Here is a 15,520-nt window from a genome sequence, read left to right as displayed (position 1 = left end):
GTAGTCGCAGGCCCTGACGGGAGGAGTGAATATGGAATTCGAACTGATTGAAAATATCCAGCAGAGCGCCGTTATCAAAGTTGTAGGCGTTGGCGGTGGTGGCGGTAACGCTGTGCAGCACATGGTCGACAATACCGTCGAGGGTGTCGAGTTTATCTGCGCCAATACCGATGCCCAGGCGCTGAGCCGGATGGCATCCCGAACCTCTCTGCACATCGGTGGCGACCTGACCAAGGGGCTGGGTGCCGGTGCAAACCCGGAAGTGGGCCGCACGGCTGCGCTGGAGGACCGCGAGCGTATCGCTGAAACCCTCAATGGCGCCGATATGGTGTTTATCACCGCCGGCATGGGGGGCGGTACCGGCACCGGTGCGGCACCGGTCGTCGCTGAAATCGCCCGTGAACTCGGCATTCTTACGGTTGCCGTGGTGACCAAGCCGTTCCCGTTCGAAGGCAAGAAGCGGATGAAGATCGCCGAAGAGGGGATTCGTGAGCTGCGTGAAAACGTGGACTCCCTGATCATCATCCCGAACGAGAAGCTGATGCAGGTGCTGGGCAAAAACTGCTCGCTGATCAACGCCTTCAACGCTGCCAACAACGTCCTCAAGGGCGCAGTGCAGGGTATTGCCGACCTGATCACCCGTCCCGGCATGATCAACGTCGACTTTGCCGACGTGCGCACCGTGATGTCCGAAATGGGTATGGCGATGATGGGTACCGCCGTTTCCCGTGGCGACAACCGTGCCCAGGAAGCGGCTGAAGCGGCGATCCGTAGCCCGCTGCTGGAAGATATCGATCTCAAGGGGGCCAGCGGCATTCTGGTCAACATCGCCGCCGGCGAAGACCTGAGCCTCGGTGAGTTCACCGAAGTGGGTAACATCGTCGAGGAGTACGCCTCTGAAGATGCCACTATTGTGGTCGGAACGGTTATCGATCCGGAACTGGGCGAAGATATCAAGGTCACCGTAGTGGCTACCGGCCTGGATCGCGATGCGGAACAGGAACTCAAGGTGGTTCACTCCAAGACCGGCAACGGCCGCAAGGCGGATGGTTCCCTGGATCTCGACGAGATCGAGCTGCCGACCATTCTGCGCCGTCAGCGTGAGGAAGCGCTGGTCGAGAAGCCGGGCGAGAAAAGCGCCGGTGAAAAGAGCCGTGATGGCAATGACTACGGTTCACTGGACATCCCGACCTTCCTGCGCAGACAGGCTGACTGAGTAGTGGTTGCGGAGTGATCAGAAGTGGTGGGGCTAGCATAGTTTTGTTACACTAGCCCGTTAATTTTGACCGACTAATCCAACGGCATGACGAATGATCAGACAGCGCACTCTCAAAAACAGCATTAAAGCCACCGGTTTGGGCCTGCACACAGGGCAGAAAGTCTATATGACCCTGAAGCCTGCTGCGGAAAACACCGGTATTGTCTTTCGCCGTACGGACCTGGACCCGATGGTCGAGGTCAAAGCGTTTGGTCTGAATGTTGTTGATACGACGCTGTCCAGCAACCTGGCCAATGACGGTGTGCGCATCGCCACGGTAGAGCACCTGATGTCTGCGCTGGCAGGCCTCGGTATCGATAATGTCGTGGTCGAGCTCAGCGCCGAAGAGGTGCCGATCATGGATGGTAGCGCAGCGCCGTTTGTCTTCCTGATTCAGTCGGCCGGTATTCTTGAGCAGGATGCGCCCAAGCAGTTCATCCGCATCAAGAAAGAGGTCAGTGTCAGCAACGATGGCAAGACCGCGAGCTTCAAACCGTTCAACGGTTTCAAGGTTGGCTTCTGCATCGATTTTGATCATCCGGCCTTTGCCAACAGTCACAAGGAAGCCTGTCTGGATTTTTCCAGCACCTCCTTCGTCAAAGAGGTGTCCCGGGCGCGCACTTTCGGTTTCATGCGTGATATCGAGTACCTGCGTTCGCAGAACCTGGCCCTTGGTGGCAGCTTCGATAACGCCATCGTTGTCGATGATTACCGCGTGTTGAACGATGAAGGGCTGCGTTACGAGAACGAGTTCGTCAAACACAAGATTCTGGATGCCGTGGGCGATCTCTATCTGCTGGGTAAAAGCCTGATCGGAGAGTTCTACGGCTACAAGTCCGGTCATCACCTGAATAACCTGCTGGTGCGCGAGCTGTTGGCCAACGAGGATGCGTTCGAAGTGGTCACCTTTGAAGACAGCGAAGAAACAGCGCCGATCTCCTACCAGCGTCCGGCTGCTGCTGCCGTTTAACCCTTTTACCGGTCACTTTCCCCGGTGAATACCCGATCAAGGGCTGAACGCAGGTTCGGCCCTTTCGTTTTTCAGGGCGCCAGGTCCTTATTTCTTAACACTTGTCATTCTATTCTGAGGCCCAATATAGGTAGAATGCTTCGTTAATCCTGTCATGCAGGCCCCACTCGGGATGAGCCCGACCCGCTTTGCATTCAACCGGTTAAAAGTCGAATTATGCTGACATCAATGCTCAAGAAAGTTTTCGGAAGTAAAAACGATCGCGAACTCAAACGGATGGGACGGATCGTTAAACAGATCAATGCACTGGAGCCGGAGTACGAAAAACTCTCCAACGAAGAGCTCAAGGCACTGACTGAAAGCTTCCGCCAGCGGCTGGCTGACGGGGAGGACCTGGACAAGCTGCTGCCGGAAGCTTTCGCCAACGTGCGTGAGATGTCCAAGCGCGTCATGGGTATGCGCCACTTCGATGTGCAGCTGATCGGCGGTATGTCCCTGAATGACGGCAAGGTCGCCGAGATGAAAACCGGTGAGGGGAAAACGCTGGTGGGTACACTGGCGGTCTATCTGAATGCGCTGCCCGCCAAGGGCGTGCACGTTGTCACCGTGAACGATTACCTGGCCAGCCGTGACGCCGAGTGGATGCGCCCGCTGTATGAAGCGCTTGGTCTGAGTGTTGGTGTGATCCAGAACGGCCAGAGCCCTGAAGAGAAGCGCGCGGCTTATAACGCCGATATCACCTACGGTACCAACAACGAATTCGGCTTCGACTATCTGCGCGATAACATGGCGTTTAGTATCGCCGACAAGGTACAGCGTGATTTCAATTACGCCGTGGTCGATGAGGTGGACTCCATCCTGATCGATGAAGCACGTACGCCGCTGATCATCTCCGGACCGGCGGAAGACAGCTCGGCGACCTACCAGGCGGTTAATCAGCTGATCCCCCAGCTCAAGCAGTTCCATGGCGAGATCGACCCCAAGGATACCGAGCAGGTTATCGAAGAGCACTTTAGTGTTGATGAGAAGAACCGCAGTGTCGAGATGACCGAGGCGGGGCATCAGCTGGTCGAGGAGCTGCTGATCAAGGCGGGCCTGCTACAGGAGGGCGAGAGCCTCTACGCACCGCAGAACCTGAACCTGCTGCATCATGTACTCGCAGGGCTGCGCGCCCACTACCTGTTCCAGCGCGACAAGGACTATATCGTGCAGAACGGGCAGGTGGTGATTGTCGACGAACACACCGGCCGTATCATGCCGGGCCGCCGCTGGTCTGAGGGCCTGCATCAGGCGGTAGAGGCAAAAGAGGGTGTACAGATTCAGCAGGAGAGCCAGACGCTGGCGTCCACCACCTTCCAGAACTACTTCCGCCTGTACGAGAAACTCTCCGGTATGACCGGTACCGCCGATACCGAGGCGTTCGAGCTGCGTCAGATCTATGGTCTGGACGTGGTGGTGATACCGACTAACCGTCCCATCGCCCGTATCGACTACAACGACCTCGTTTACCTGACCATGCAGGAGAAGTACGAGGCGATCGTCAAAGAGATCGAACACTGCCGCGAGAAAAACCGCCCGGTGCTGGTGGGTACCGCATCGGTGGAGTCCTCCGAACTGATCTCCGCACTGCTGAAAAAGCAGGGTGTGCCGCATAACGTACTGAATGCGAAGAACCACGGCCGTGAAGCGGAAATCATCGCTGAAGCGGGTCGTCCGGGAGCGGTCACCATCGCCACCAACATGGCCGGCCGTGGTACCGATATCAAGCTGGGCGGCAAGCTGGAAGCGGAGCTCGATGCCCTGGCTGAGGGCAGCACAGAAAGCGACGTGACCCAGGCCACAGAAGAGTGGCGTAAGCGCCACGATATCGTTATCGAAGCGGGTGGTCTGCATATCATCGGTACCGAACGTCACGAATCCCGCCGTATCGACAACCAGCTGCGTGGTCGTGCCGGTCGTCAGGGTGACCCGGGCTCCTCCCGTTTCTTCCTGTCGCTGGAAGATGATCTGATGCGTATCTTTGCCTCCGAGCGCGTGCGCCAGTTCATGCAGGCGCTGGGGATGGAAAAGGGCGAAGCGATCGAGCACAAGATGGTCAGCAACGCCATCGAAAAAGCCCAGCGCAAGGTGGAAGGACGCAACTTCGATATCCGTAAGACACTGCTGGAATACGATGATGTCGCCAATGACCAGCGTTCCGCCATCTACGATCAGCGTAATCAGATTATGGCCACCGATGACATCTCCGATACGGTGGATGCGGTGCGCAGCGAAGTGGTCGATAACCTGATCAGCGAATTTATTCCGCCGCAGAGCCTGTCGGAAACCTGGGATGTGGCCGGACTGGAGAAATCCCTGGAGACCGAATTCGCTGTCAAACTGTCGGTACAGCAGTGGCTGGATGAAGACTCCAACCTGCACGAGGAGCCGCTGCGCGAGCGTATCCAGGAGGCGATTCTTGGCCAGTACCGTGCCAAGGAAGAGGCGGTCGGCGCCGAGACCATGCGCATGTTCGAGAAGCAGGTGATGCTGCAGGTACTCGATACCCTGTGGAAAGAGCATCTGCAGACCATGGACCTGCTGCGTCAGGGGATCCACCTGCGTGGTTACGCGCAGAAAAACCCCAAGCAGGAGTACAAGCGTGAGGCGTTCAACCTGTTCCAGACCCTGCTTGAAAACATCAAGCGCGACGTGGTGCGTATTCTCAGCCATGTGAAAGTACGCCAGCCGGAAGACGTGGAAGCGATGGAACAGCAGCGTCGCGAACAGGCCGAGCGTCAGCAGATGGACTTCCAGCATGAGCAGCGCACCGCGGCGGACGCGGAGCAGCAGGCTGCACAGACACAGGCTGAAGCCGAGGGTGAGCAGGCGGTCGCTGAGGCGCCGAAGACGGTGGTACGCGACCATCCCAAGGTGGGGCGCAACGATCCCTGCCCCTGTGGCTCCGGTAAAAAATACAAGCAGTGCCACGGCCGTCTTGGTTAAGACGTCGCGGCGCTGCTAGACGCTACGAAAAGAGACGCTAGACTCAACTACATTTACGCCGGCCCAGTGCCGGCGTTTTATCCACCATGAATGAGGAAACACCATGGCTGTCGGTCCCGATACCTTGCCAGAACTTAAATCCATTGATGGCTTTCGCATCGGCGTCGCATCCGCCGGCATCAAGAAGCCGGGGCGCCGCGATATCGTCTTGATGGAGATCTGCGAGGGCGCGACGGTTGCCGGGGTGTTCACCAAGAACGCGTTTAGCGCCGCGCCCGTAGTGCTGAGTAAAAAACATCTGGCCAGCACCGCGGCACGTTACCTGCTTGTCAACACAGGCAACGCCAATGCCGGTACCGGTGAGCAGGGGATGCTTGATGCCAAGAGTTGCTGCAATGCTGTGGCTGAGCGCACCGGTGTGGCGGTGGAGGCGGTGCTGCCGTTTTCTACCGGTGTTATTGGCGAGCCGCTGCCGGTTGATAAAATTATCGCTGCCCTGGACGATGCCAAGGCCGACCTGCGTGAGGAGAACTGGCTGAACGCCGCTCACGGCATCATGACCACCGATACCCGTGCCAAGGCCGCCTGCGAACAGTTCGAGCACGATGGCAAGACTGTGACCCTGACCGGTATCTCCAAGGGCGCCGGTATGATCATGCCCAACATGGCGACCATGCTCGGCTACGTGGCCACGGATGCCGCGGTGGATCAGGCCCAGCTGCAGGCCTGGCTCAGTGCCGCTACCGAGAAATCGTTCAACCGTATTACCGTAGATGGTGATACCTCCACCAACGACTCCTGCATCCTGGTAGCCACCGGCCGTAGTGGTGTTAACGTAAGCGCGGCCGATGCGCAGCTGGCGGAGAAATTCGACACTGCGCTGAACGGGATCATGCTGGAGCTGGCGCAGGCGATCGTCCGTGATGGCGAAGGCGCAACCAAGTTTGTCGAGGTGCGTGTAGAAAAGGCCGCCGCTGTCCAGGAAGCGCTGGATGTGGCCTATACCATCGCTCACTCGCCGCTGGTAAAAACCGCGCTCTATGCCTCGGACCCCAACTGGGGGCGTATCCTGGCGTGTGTAGGTCGTGCCGGTGTGGATAACCTGGATCTGAACGCCATCGAAATCTACCTGAACGATGTCTGTATCGTCGAAAAGGGCGGCCGTGCAGCCAGCTATACCGAGGAGCAGGGGCAGGCGGTGATGAACGGTGAAGAGATCCTGATTCACGTGGTTCTCAACCGGGGAGACGTGAAAGAGTCGGTCTGGACCACAGATCTTTCCACCGATTACGTGCATATCAATGCGGACTACCGCAGCTGATCGGCCATGTCGGATTCAAGGTTGATACATGTAGCGGCGGCGGTGATCGTCGATGAACAGCAGCGTATCCTGATAGCCAGACGCCCCGATGACAAACATCAGGGCGGTCTCTGGGAGTTCCCGGGAGGCAAGGTAGAGTCTGGCGAGCCGGTCCAGATGGCGCTTTCGCGTGAGCTCGATGAAGAGTTGGGTATCCAGGTCGAGCAGGCCCGGCCGCTGATCCGTATCTCGCACCACTACCCGGATAAATCGGTACTGCTCGATGTCTGGAAAGTCACCGGCTTTGCAGGGACCGCTCACGGTCGTGAAGGTCAGCCGGTGCAGTGGGTAAGTGCCGGCGAACTCTGCAATTACACCTTTCCGGCGGCGAATAGACCCATCGTCAAAGCGGCTCAACTTCCGCCGCGATTGTGGATAACCGGCGCGCTCGACAGTATCGAACTGAGCACTCTGAAACATAACATTGCGATTGCAGCTGAACGAGGGCCTTGCCAGTTTATGCTGCGCGACCCGGCGCTGGATGAAGCCCGGCTGGCGCAGATTTACCGGCAGTTAAAGCCCTGGTGCGACGCAAACGGTTATCCGCTGATTCTTAACGCTAGTGTAGAGCTTGCTAACGAATTAAACGCCGACCGTCTTCATTTGAGTTCGGCGCGTCTTAATGAGCTGGAAAGCCGCGCAAGCTTTTCCGGTACCTGGCTGAGCGCCTCCTGTCATAACGAAACCGAACTGAATCGCACCGCAGAGCTGGGACTGGATTTCGTGACCTTGTCACCGGTCGCACTGACCGCTTCCCATCCGGATGCCGAGCCCTTGGGCTGGCCCCGTTTTTACGGGTTAACCGAGCAGGCTGTGATTCCTGCTTACGCCCTGGGCGGTGTCGGTGAGGTCGATCTCGCCGAGGCCTGGCAACAGGGTGGCCAGGGTATAGCATCGATCTCGGACTGGTGGCGCTCGTGAGCGGTAAAACGTTAAAGGTCGGCCTCACCGGTGGCATCGGCAGCGGAAAAAGCGCCGCGGCAGATATGTTCTCTGCGCTCGGTGTGCCTCTGGTGGATGCCGATGTGGTTGCCCGGGAGGTTGTTGAACCCGGCGAGCCCGCGTTGGAGAATATTGCCGCGCATTTCGGTCCCGAGGTTATACAGCAGGACGGCAGGCTTGACCGTAAGCGGCTCCGTGAGCTGGTTTTTAAAGAGGCAGAGCAGCGAAAGTGGCTCGAAAACCTGCTTCATCCGCTTATCAATAAGCGAATTCGTGAGAAGCTGGCCAGCTTTCAGTCGGCCTATGCGCTCCTGGTCTCGCCTTTACTGATCGAGTCAGGGCAGGATAGCCTTGTGGATGAGGTTATCGTGGTTGATGTGGATGAAACCACCCAGATAGAGCGCACGCTGGCCCGCGATGGCGTAACCCGGGAGCAGGTCGAGCGTATCCTGGCTTCCCAGGCCACAAGGCAGGCGCGGCAGGCGACAGCAGATTACCTGCTGGATAACAGCACCAGTCTTGAACATCTGCGTGAGCAGGTTGAGACGCTTCACCGCCGGTTGCAGCAGAAAAGCGGAGAGAGTGAATGAGTATGAAGATCAAATGCCCGCAGTGTGGCAAGCAAACCGTCTACAGCCAGGAAAACACCTTCAGACCCTTCTGCAGCAAACGCTGCCGGCTGATCGACCTGGGAGAGTGGGCCAGCGAGGGCTACCAGATAGCGGCGGAACCCTCCATCGATGATTACAGCAGTGGCCTGGATCCGGAAGAGCAGCCCTTTACGCCGACTAGGCATTAAACCGACCCACGGCCCTGTATACCCAATCGGCAGGGGTTCGTGCCTCCTGTCGGTTCTTTCCCGTCGTAGGAGGGGCGCCCCCGCCCCGATCACCCGCCATGGTTTTGAACCATCACCGTGCCAGCCCAAATCGGCACGAGGGCATGCCATCCTACAGCAGCATCCCCAGATACCAGGCATTAATCTGCTCACCCCAGATCAATGCAATCCAGCCGGCAATCGCCAGGTAGGGACCAAAAGGCAGAGGGTTGGCCGCCTTGTGTCTTTTCGCCGCCATCAGTACGAGAGCCAGCAACACGCCAACCACGGACGAGAGTAGAATGGTCAGCGGCAGAACCTCAAAACCGCCCCAGGCACCAATGGCCGCCAGCAGCTTGAAATCACCATAGCCCATCCCCTCCTTGCCGGTCAGCAGCTTGAAGATCCAGTAAACGCTCCAGAGTACCAGGTATCCGGCCGCTGCACCGATGACCGCGTGCTCAAGCGAGGTGAAAAGCCCCTGAGTATTCAGCAACAAGCCCAGCCATATCAGCGGCAGGGTGAGCCGGTCCGGCAGTAGCTGGTGGTCGATATCGATAAAGGTCAGGGCGATCAGAACCCAGGTCAGCGCAAGCATCGCTATACCGGTCAGTCCCAACCCGAATTGCCAGCCGATAAAGGCCCCCAGCAGGCCCGTGGCCAGCTCGATGGACGGGTAGCGCAGGGAGATTCTTTCACCGCAACCGCTGCATTTTCCTCGCAAAGCCAGGTAGCTCAGCACGGGAATGTTCTCGTACCAGCGGATCCAGTGCCCACAGTGGCTGCAGCGTGAAGCGGGCACCGCCAGGTTGAATGGCTCGCTATCTGTTCCATCGCTTGAGCTGGTGTCGACAGAGGCTGTCATCGCCTCCCATTCTCTTTCCATCATTACCGGCAGGCGGTAGATCACCACATTAAGGAAGCTGCCGACCATCAATGAAAGCATAAGCCCCGCAACAAGCGAGAGAACGCTTGGCTCGGCCAGGATGGCGTAGACGGTGTAAATAGAGGACAAAACGGGTCTCTTTAAGGCGCTTGCTTAAAATAAAAGGCCTCTGATCAAGAGGCCTTTAACAATACGGATTCAGATCCTGTGGGGTTCCTTACACCACGTTACCGAGCTGGAAGATCGGCAGGTACATGGCTACAACCAAGCCACCGACGAGTACACCGAGAATGCACATGATCAGAGGCTCAAGCAGGCTGGACAGGTTATCTACCGCATTATCGACCGCCTCCTCGTAGAAGGAAGCAACCTTGTCGAGCATCATGTCCAAAGAGCCGGACTCTTCACCTATGGAGGTCATCTGCACCATCATCACCGGGAATACGCCGGTCATATTGATCGCGTTGGTCAATGACTGGCCGGTGGATACGCCGTTACGGATCTGCAGCGTAGCATTGCGATAAACCACGTTACCAGCGGCTCCTGCAGTCGAGTCCAGCGCCTGCACAAGGGGGACGCCGGCGGCAAAGGTGGTGGCCAGGGTGCGGGCGAAACGGGCGATAATCGCTTCATTAATGATACCGCCAATGATAGGTATCTTTAACAGCGCACGGTCGACAAAATCGGCAAACTTCTGTGATCGCTTCTTTGCCTGAACAAAGGCGACGATCGCGGCGATAATTCCGAGCAGAGCAAAGAACCAGTACTGTTGTGCAAACTCCGATAAGCCGATAACCCAGAGCGTAAAGGCGGGGAGGGCGGCGCCGAAGCTGCTGAATACTTCATCAAAGACCGGAACCACTTTGACCAGAAGGATCGCGGTAACGATGATCGCGACGATAATAACCGCTGTTGGGTAGGTCAGCGCTTTCTTGATCTTGGCCTTCAGCGACTCGATCTTTTCCTTGTAGGTGGCAACGCGGTCGAGCATGGTCTCAAGTTGACCCGAGGCTTCACCGGCCTGGATCAGGCTGCAAAACAGGTCATCGAAGTGATCCGGGTGTTTGGACAGTGCGGTGGAAAAATCGTTACCGCCGCTGACATCGGCGCGGATCGTGTAGATCAGCTCCTTAAGCTTCACCTTCTCGGCACCCTGGCCCACGATATCCAGTGCCTGGATGATCGGCACGCCCGCTTTCATCATCGTGGCCATCTGGCGGGTAAAGAACGCAATATCCAGAGGCTTGATCGGCTTGTTGCGTCCGCCGCTGAACAGTGAAGCTCGTTCCTTGGTCACCTTGCCCGGGTTGATACCCTGTTTGCGCAGCAGTGTCTTGGCGACAGCAATACTCTCAGCATCGATCTTGCCTTTGCTGACGTTGCCGCTTTTGTCCTTGCCCTGCCACGCGAAGGTGACGCGTTTTGCTTCTTTGGTTCTTGTCGCCATAATCTTGTCTGCCTATAGGTTCCAGTCAGCGGGGTATCAGACCTTGATAACGCGGTTCATCTCTTCAAGGCTGGTCAGTCCGCTGGCAACCTTGCGCAGTCCTGACTGACGCAGGGTCTTGAAGCCCTGGTCTCGTGCTACCCGCAGAATATCCAGCGAGTTACCGTTTTCCATGATGCATTCAGCGATTTCCGTGGTCATCATCAGCATCTCATAGATACCGACACGACCCTTATAACCTCGGTTGCACTTGTTACAGCCATCGGGGTTGGCTGCGAAGATTTTCAGTTCACCTAACGCCTCCGGTTTGAAACCTTCCTCCAGGAGAGCAGCTTCCGGCAGACTATGCGGCTGCTTACAGGACTCACAAAGCCGACGCGCCAGGCGCTGTGCGATGATAAGGCTCACCGAGGTGGCGATGTTAAACGATGGGACGCCCATGTTACGCAGACGGGTTAGGGTTTCGGGGGCGCTGTTGGTGTGCAGGGTCGAGAGCACCATGTGACCGGTTTGTGCCGCCTTGATGGCGATCTCCGCGGTTTCCAGATCTCGGATTTCACCCACCATGACCACGTCCGGGTCCTGACGCAGGAAGGAGCGCAGCGCCTCGGCAAAGGTCAGACCGACCTTTGCGTTCACATGGACCTGGTTGATGCCTTCCATATTGATTTCCACCGGGTCCTCTGCGGTGGAGATATTGCGCTCTTCGGTATTGAGAATATTGAGGCCGGTATACAGAGTAACGGTCTTACCGGAACCGGTGGGGCCGGTGACCAATACCATCCCCTGGGGACGCTCGAGCGTCTTCAGGTAGACCTCTTTCTGATCCGGCTCGAAACCAAGCGCATCGACACCGATGGTTGCACTGGTGGGATCCAGAATACGCAGTACGATCTTTTCGCCCCAGAGTGTGGGCAGGGTGTTAACACGGAAATCGATGGCGCGTTTGGCGGAAACCTTGAGCTTGATACGCCCGTCCTGGGGAACGCGTCGTTCGGCGATATCCATATTGGACATCACTTTGAGACGGGCCGAAAGCCGCGATGCCAGGTTTGTGGGAGGTTTGCTCACCTCCTGCAGGATACCGTCGATACGGCAGCGAATCCGGTAAGCCTTCTCGTAAGGCTCGAAATGGATATCGGAGGCACCGTTCTTGATCGCATCCAGCAGAATCTTGTTGATAAAACGGACTATAGGTGCGTCGGAGGTGGCTTCCTCGGCGGACTCCTCCTCCTTTTTTCTGGAGTCGTCTTCCGTGTCGATATTATCGAGGTCTGCATCGTCCAGGTCTTCCAGAGCCTCGGTGCCGGCATCCAGGAAGGTTTCGATGCGGCGGGAGAGCTTGTCCTCCTCGACGATCACCGCCTCGGTGGTGATACCGGTGTGAAACTTGATCTCGTCCAGCGCCTGGATGTTGGTCGGATCCGCAATCGCGACGAACAGCCGGTTTTCCCGCTGCATCAGCGGCAGGGCGCGGTGGCTCTGGATCAGATTTTCGGCAATCAGCCCCTGGGGAATCGCATCACCGGCGAAGGCATCCAGGTCAAGCAGCGGCAGGCCGAACTCTTCCGACGCGGCGCAGGCGGCACGGTGGGAGCTGACCAGACGCTGGGATATGATGTAGCTGACAAAGCTCTGATTGGCATTGCGGGACTGAGTCAGCGCTTCCATGGCGACTTCGGCGGAGAATGCGCCATCGTTGACGAGGCGCTTAGCGAGACCGCTAAGTGGTTGAAATCCGTTTGACAACTGCCTTACCTTACTTTTGCAAATCAGACCAAAGAAACGGTGTTAAGGATACTCTATAGTAGCCTCCGGATACTGGCAAATGGGTAGTGGCAAATATGATTAGACATAACTTGACCAGGGTCTTTTTCTGATGGGGGCAACGTCGGATCGGCGGGCGCTACGGCTGTTCAACTTTTACCGGATGGTGCTTGGCGGATCCCTGGTCACCCTGCTGCTGATTCCTGTCGCCAGCCTTCCCTTTATCAATCACGACTCCAGCATCTTTGGTATCACGGCGCTGATCTACCTGGTGCTGTCTATCGGTTTCAGCTTTGGTCTTCTGCGCAAAGAAGCGTCGAGACAGGTGCAGTTCGTGTTTCAGATGCTGGTCGATATCACCGTGCTGTCTTTACTGGATTATTCCAGCGGTAACAGCCCGGGAATATTCGCCACGCTGACTTTGCTGCCGGTGATTTTTGCCGGTTTCTGGCAGCCGGGGCGCTGGACACAACTCTATGCAGTACTTGCCATTGTCGGGATTGTTGCAGCGTCGTTGTCAGCGCAGAGGTTTCTTGGTCACAGTATTTCCGTCGCAGATATCGGCGTACTGGCGCTTGCACACCTCACCATAGCCCTGGTCAGCGGTGTCGTTGGCCGGTCGGTTGAAGAGTCCCGTGCCCTGATGGGGGAGCGTGAGCTCGACCTGCAAAGCCTGACCCAGCTCAACGCACTTATCGTTCAGCGTATGGAGGAGGGGGTGCTGGTTGTCGATAAGCAGGATGTGGTCCGCATGATCAATCCGGCAGCGGCGGAGCTGTTTGGTATCCGGCCTGAAAACGCGCTGCACCGCCCCTTGGTTGAACTCTCCGGTCCGTTAGCGGAGCTATTACGCAATTGGCGGTTGGGGCAGCCCCTCAACGCTGAAAAAATACTGCCGCTGCGTATCCAGTTGACAGCCACCGGGCCGGGACGCAATCAGCGGGCGTTGATGATGCTGGAAAACACGGAGCAGCAGGACTCCCGCCTGCAGCGTGAGAAACTGGCAGCGCTTGGCAGACTGACCGCCAGTCTTGCCCATGAGATCCGTAATCCGCTGGGGGCGATCAGCCATGCGTCCCAGCTGCTGGCAGAGTCGCCGGCAATGTCGGATAAGGAGCAGCCGTTGATTTCGATTCTGCTCAACCAGGTACGGCGTCTTAACCGCCTGATTCAGGATGTGCTTACCCTGTCTCGTCGAAAGGTGCCGCGCTGGGAGGATATAGATCTTTCGGCCTGGTTGCAGGGGCTGCAGGAAGAGTGGCGCCTCAGCTGGCCTGATCTGTACCGTTCGCTGCGCGTCAGCATCGAAGAGGATGGTGTGCCGGTTCAGGTGCGTGCCGATCCCGATCACCTGCGGCAGCTGCTGACGCTGTTGCTCGACAATGCGCTCCGCCATGGCGCGCCAGAGCAGGGGGAGGCGATTATCCGGTTGACGCTTTACCGGGCCGAGCCCAATGCCACACCCTGTATCGAAATCTGGGATAACGGGCCGGGTGTGCCCAGGGATATCCAGGCGATGATCTATGAACCCTTCTACTCCACAAGGCACGAGGGTACGGGCTTGGGGCTGTATATCGCCCGTGAACTGTGCGAAGCAAACTACTGTGAACTGCGGTACTGTGAAGGAATGCGTTATAGTGCCGGTAATCGAAAGGGCGGTTGCTTCCAGGTCAGCTTCCCGATGGAAAGGCCGGTAACTGCAGTCAATGATGTAAAGGAAACAGCAAGTGCAAGTTGAACGGACAGCTGAGCAGCCACGTGTGCTGGTTGTTGATGACGAGGCCGATATTCGTCAGCTGCTGGAGATTACTCTGGAGCGGATGGGGGCCGAGTGCCGTGCCGCTGCAACGCTACGGGAAGCGCGGGAGCTTCTAGCCGAGCAGCCGTTTGATCTCTGTCTGACCGATATGCGCCTGCCCGATGGCCGGGGTATGGAGCTTGTCGAACAGATCCAGAAAAAGCATCCGGCCCTGCCGGTGGCGATTATCACAGCCTATGGTGATATGGAACTGGCGGTAGAGGCGCTGCGCAAGGGGGCGTTCGATTGTGTCTCCAAGCCGCTGGAGATTGACCAGCTGAGGGCGCTGGTAAACCAGGCGCTGGTTAACGCCGCATCGCCGATCGGCAGTGATGATCTGGTGGGTGATTCAGCGCCTATGCTGGCGCTGAAGTCACGTATCGACAAGTTGGCCCGAACCCAGGCGCCAGTGTGTATCTTTGGTGAGTCAGGCACCGGCAAGGAGATTATTGCCCGCCAGATCCATGCCCGCAGTCATCGCGGCGCGGGACCTTTTGTGGCGGTCAACTGCGGCGCTATCCCCGAAGATCTGATCGAATCGGAGTTCTTTGGTCACCTGAAGGGGAGCTTTACCGGCGCTGCCGGTCAGCGTGAGGGTTTTTTCCAGGCGGCAGAGGGCGGCACCCTATTTCTCGATGAGATCGGTGACATGCCGATGTCGATGCAGGTCAAGCTATTGCGGGCCATCCAGGAGCGTAAAATTCGCCCAGTGGGGGCGGAACACGAGCAGGCGGTGGATGTACGTATTCTCAGTGCCAGTCATAAGCAGCTGCATGAAGAGGTCAGCCTAGGTAACTTCCGCCAGGACCTTTATTACCGCGTCAACGTTATTGAGCTTCAGGTCCCGCCGCTAAGGGAGCGGCGGCAGGATATCCCAGTGCTTGGAAACGCCCTGCTGCAGCGTATCGTCAACAGAAACCGCGAGGGTGGTATAAGCTGCTCGGCCCAGCTGACCGAAGAGGCCGTCGGCGCACTCTGTGGCTACGCCTTCCCCGGTAACGTTCGTGAACTGGAAAATATTCTGGAGCGAGCCCTGGCTCTCTGTGAGGATGGGCGAATTAGCGCTGAGGATCTGGCTCTGTTGGATAGGCCATCAACGGCGGGGCATTCGGTGCCGCTGTCGGAAAATGATGAATGCGAACAGCTGGTTGCAGTGCTGGAGCAGTTCCGCTGGAACCGCTCCGCGGCGGCGCGTCAGCTGGGCCTGACCCTGCGACAGCTGCGCTACAGAATTCAGAAGTACGGGCTGGATCAGGACGTGGATCAAGAGTTTAAACACTAGTTTGTCAA

12 protein-coding genes are annotated in these 15,520 nt (G+C 57.6%); 9 read left to right on the top strand and 3 right to left on the bottom strand.

Features of this window, described 5'->3' with window-relative positions; translation table 11 throughout:
* Positions 1-31: 31 nt before the first annotated feature.
* The 7 genes from ftsZ to ACQUQP_RS17375 all read left to right on the top strand — a co-directional run bounded on the left by ftsZ (position 32) and on the right by ACQUQP_RS17375 (position 8,314).
* Positions 32-1,216, top strand: coding sequence for a cell division protein FtsZ (gene ftsZ / locus ACQUQP_RS17405; RefSeq protein ID WP_432696304.1), 1,185 nt, complete (start codon positions 32-34; stop codon positions 1,214-1,216).
* Positions 1,217-1,310: 94 nt separating this feature from the next.
* Entirely contained in the window at positions 1,311-2,228 is a 918-nt protein-coding gene (gene lpxC, locus ACQUQP_RS17400; protein ID WP_432696303.1) for a UDP-3-O-acyl-N-acetylglucosamine deacetylase, read from the top strand.
* Positions 2,229-2,444: 216 nt separating this feature from the next.
* Complete coding sequence (gene secA, locus ACQUQP_RS17395) at positions 2,445-5,213, top strand: preprotein translocase subunit SecA (RefSeq protein ID WP_432696302.1); 2,769 nt, start codon at positions 2,445-2,447, stop codon at positions 5,211-5,213.
* Between the two features lie 103 nt (positions 5,214-5,316).
* Positions 5,317-6,534: a bifunctional glutamate N-acetyltransferase/amino-acid acetyltransferase ArgJ gene (argJ, locus tag ACQUQP_RS17390; protein WP_432696301.1), complete on the top strand. Its 1,218-nt coding sequence runs from the start codon at positions 5,317-5,319 to the stop codon at positions 6,532-6,534.
* A 6-nt stretch (positions 6,535-6,540) separates the two neighbouring features.
* Positions 6,541-7,494 carry a Nudix family hydrolase gene (locus ACQUQP_RS17385; RefSeq protein ID WP_432696300.1) on the top strand — a complete coding sequence of 318 codons (954 nt, stop codon included), beginning with the start codon at positions 6,541-6,543 and terminating at the stop codon, positions 7,492-7,494.
* Positions 7,491-8,105: a dephospho-CoA kinase gene (coaE, locus tag ACQUQP_RS17380; protein WP_432696299.1), complete on the top strand. Its 615-nt coding sequence runs from the start codon at positions 7,491-7,493 to the stop codon at positions 8,103-8,105. The genes ACQUQP_RS17385 and coaE overlap by 4 nt, the downstream gene beginning before the upstream one ends.
* On the top strand, positions 8,102-8,314 hold the full coding sequence (locus tag ACQUQP_RS17375; RefSeq protein WP_432696298.1) for a DNA gyrase inhibitor YacG: 213 nt from the start codon (positions 8,102-8,104) through the stop codon (positions 8,312-8,314). Before coaE ends, ACQUQP_RS17375 begins: the two co-directional genes overlap by 4 nt.
* Before the next feature lie 151 nt (positions 8,315-8,465).
* On the opposite strand, the gene ACQUQP_RS17370 is transcribed toward ACQUQP_RS17375, so the two are convergent.
* The 3 genes from ACQUQP_RS17370 to pilB form a co-directional block, all read right to left on the bottom strand.
* Positions 8,466-9,347 carry a prepilin peptidase gene (locus ACQUQP_RS17370; protein ID WP_432696297.1) on the bottom strand — a complete coding sequence of 294 codons (882 nt, stop codon included), beginning with the start codon at positions 9,345-9,347 and terminating at the stop codon, positions 8,466-8,468.
* Positions 9,348-9,435: 88 nt separating this feature from the next.
* Positions 9,436-10,665: a type II secretion system F family protein gene (locus ACQUQP_RS17365; protein WP_432696296.1), complete on the bottom strand. Its 1,230-nt coding sequence runs from the start codon at positions 10,663-10,665 to the stop codon at positions 9,436-9,438.
* Positions 10,666-10,701: 36 nt separating this feature from the next.
* On the bottom strand, positions 10,702-12,414 hold the full coding sequence (gene pilB / locus ACQUQP_RS17360; RefSeq protein WP_432696295.1) for a type IV-A pilus assembly ATPase PilB: 1,713 nt from the start codon (positions 12,412-12,414) through the stop codon (positions 10,702-10,704).
* A 130-nt stretch (positions 12,415-12,544) separates the two neighbouring features.
* On the opposite strand from pilB, the gene ACQUQP_RS17355 reads away from it, so the two are divergent.
* Together ACQUQP_RS17355 and ACQUQP_RS17350 are read left to right on the top strand one after the other, a co-directional pair.
* Positions 12,545-14,170, top strand: a complete 1,626-nt coding sequence (locus ACQUQP_RS17355) for a two-component system sensor histidine kinase NtrB (protein WP_432696294.1) — start codon at positions 12,545-12,547, stop codon at positions 14,168-14,170.
* Positions 14,160-15,512, top strand: a complete 1,353-nt coding sequence (locus tag ACQUQP_RS17350) for a sigma-54-dependent transcriptional regulator (RefSeq protein WP_432696293.1) — start codon at positions 14,160-14,162, stop codon at positions 15,510-15,512. Before ACQUQP_RS17355 ends, ACQUQP_RS17350 begins: the two co-directional genes overlap by 11 nt.
* Positions 15,513-15,520 lie beyond the last annotated feature (8 nt).

Source organism: Marinobacterium sp. YM272, from assembly GCF_050908845.1.
Taxonomy (GTDB): Bacteria; Pseudomonadota; Gammaproteobacteria; order Pseudomonadales; family Balneatricaceae; genus Marinobacterium_D.
The sequence above is the reverse complement of the archived record's forward strand: the minus strand, read 5'-3'. Positions and strand labels throughout refer to the sequence as shown.

Coding starts and splice junctions, on each gene's coding strand:
- ftsZ (WP_432696304.1), top strand. CDS start 32: ATGGAATTCGAACTGATTGAAAATATCCAGCAGAGCGCCGTTATCAAA.
- lpxC (WP_432696303.1), top strand. CDS start 1,311: ATGATCAGACAGCGCACTCTCAAAAACAGCATTAAAGCCACCGGTTTG.
- secA (WP_432696302.1), top strand. CDS start 2,445: ATGCTGACATCAATGCTCAAGAAAGTTTTCGGAAGTAAAAACGATCGC.
- argJ (WP_432696301.1), top strand. CDS start 5,317: ATGGCTGTCGGTCCCGATACCTTGCCAGAACTTAAATCCATTGATGGC.
- ACQUQP_RS17385 (WP_432696300.1), top strand. CDS start 6,541: ATGTCGGATTCAAGGTTGATACATGTAGCGGCGGCGGTGATCGTCGAT.
- ACQUQP_RS17375 (WP_432696298.1), top strand. CDS start 8,102: ATGAGTATGAAGATCAAATGCCCGCAGTGTGGCAAGCAAACCGTCTAC.
- ACQUQP_RS17365 (WP_432696296.1), bottom strand. CDS start 10,665: ATGGCGACAAGAACCAAAGAAGCAAAACGCGTCACCTTCGCGTGGCAG.
- ACQUQP_RS17355 (WP_432696294.1), top strand. CDS start 12,545: ATGGGGGCAACGTCGGATCGGCGGGCGCTACGGCTGTTCAACTTTTAC.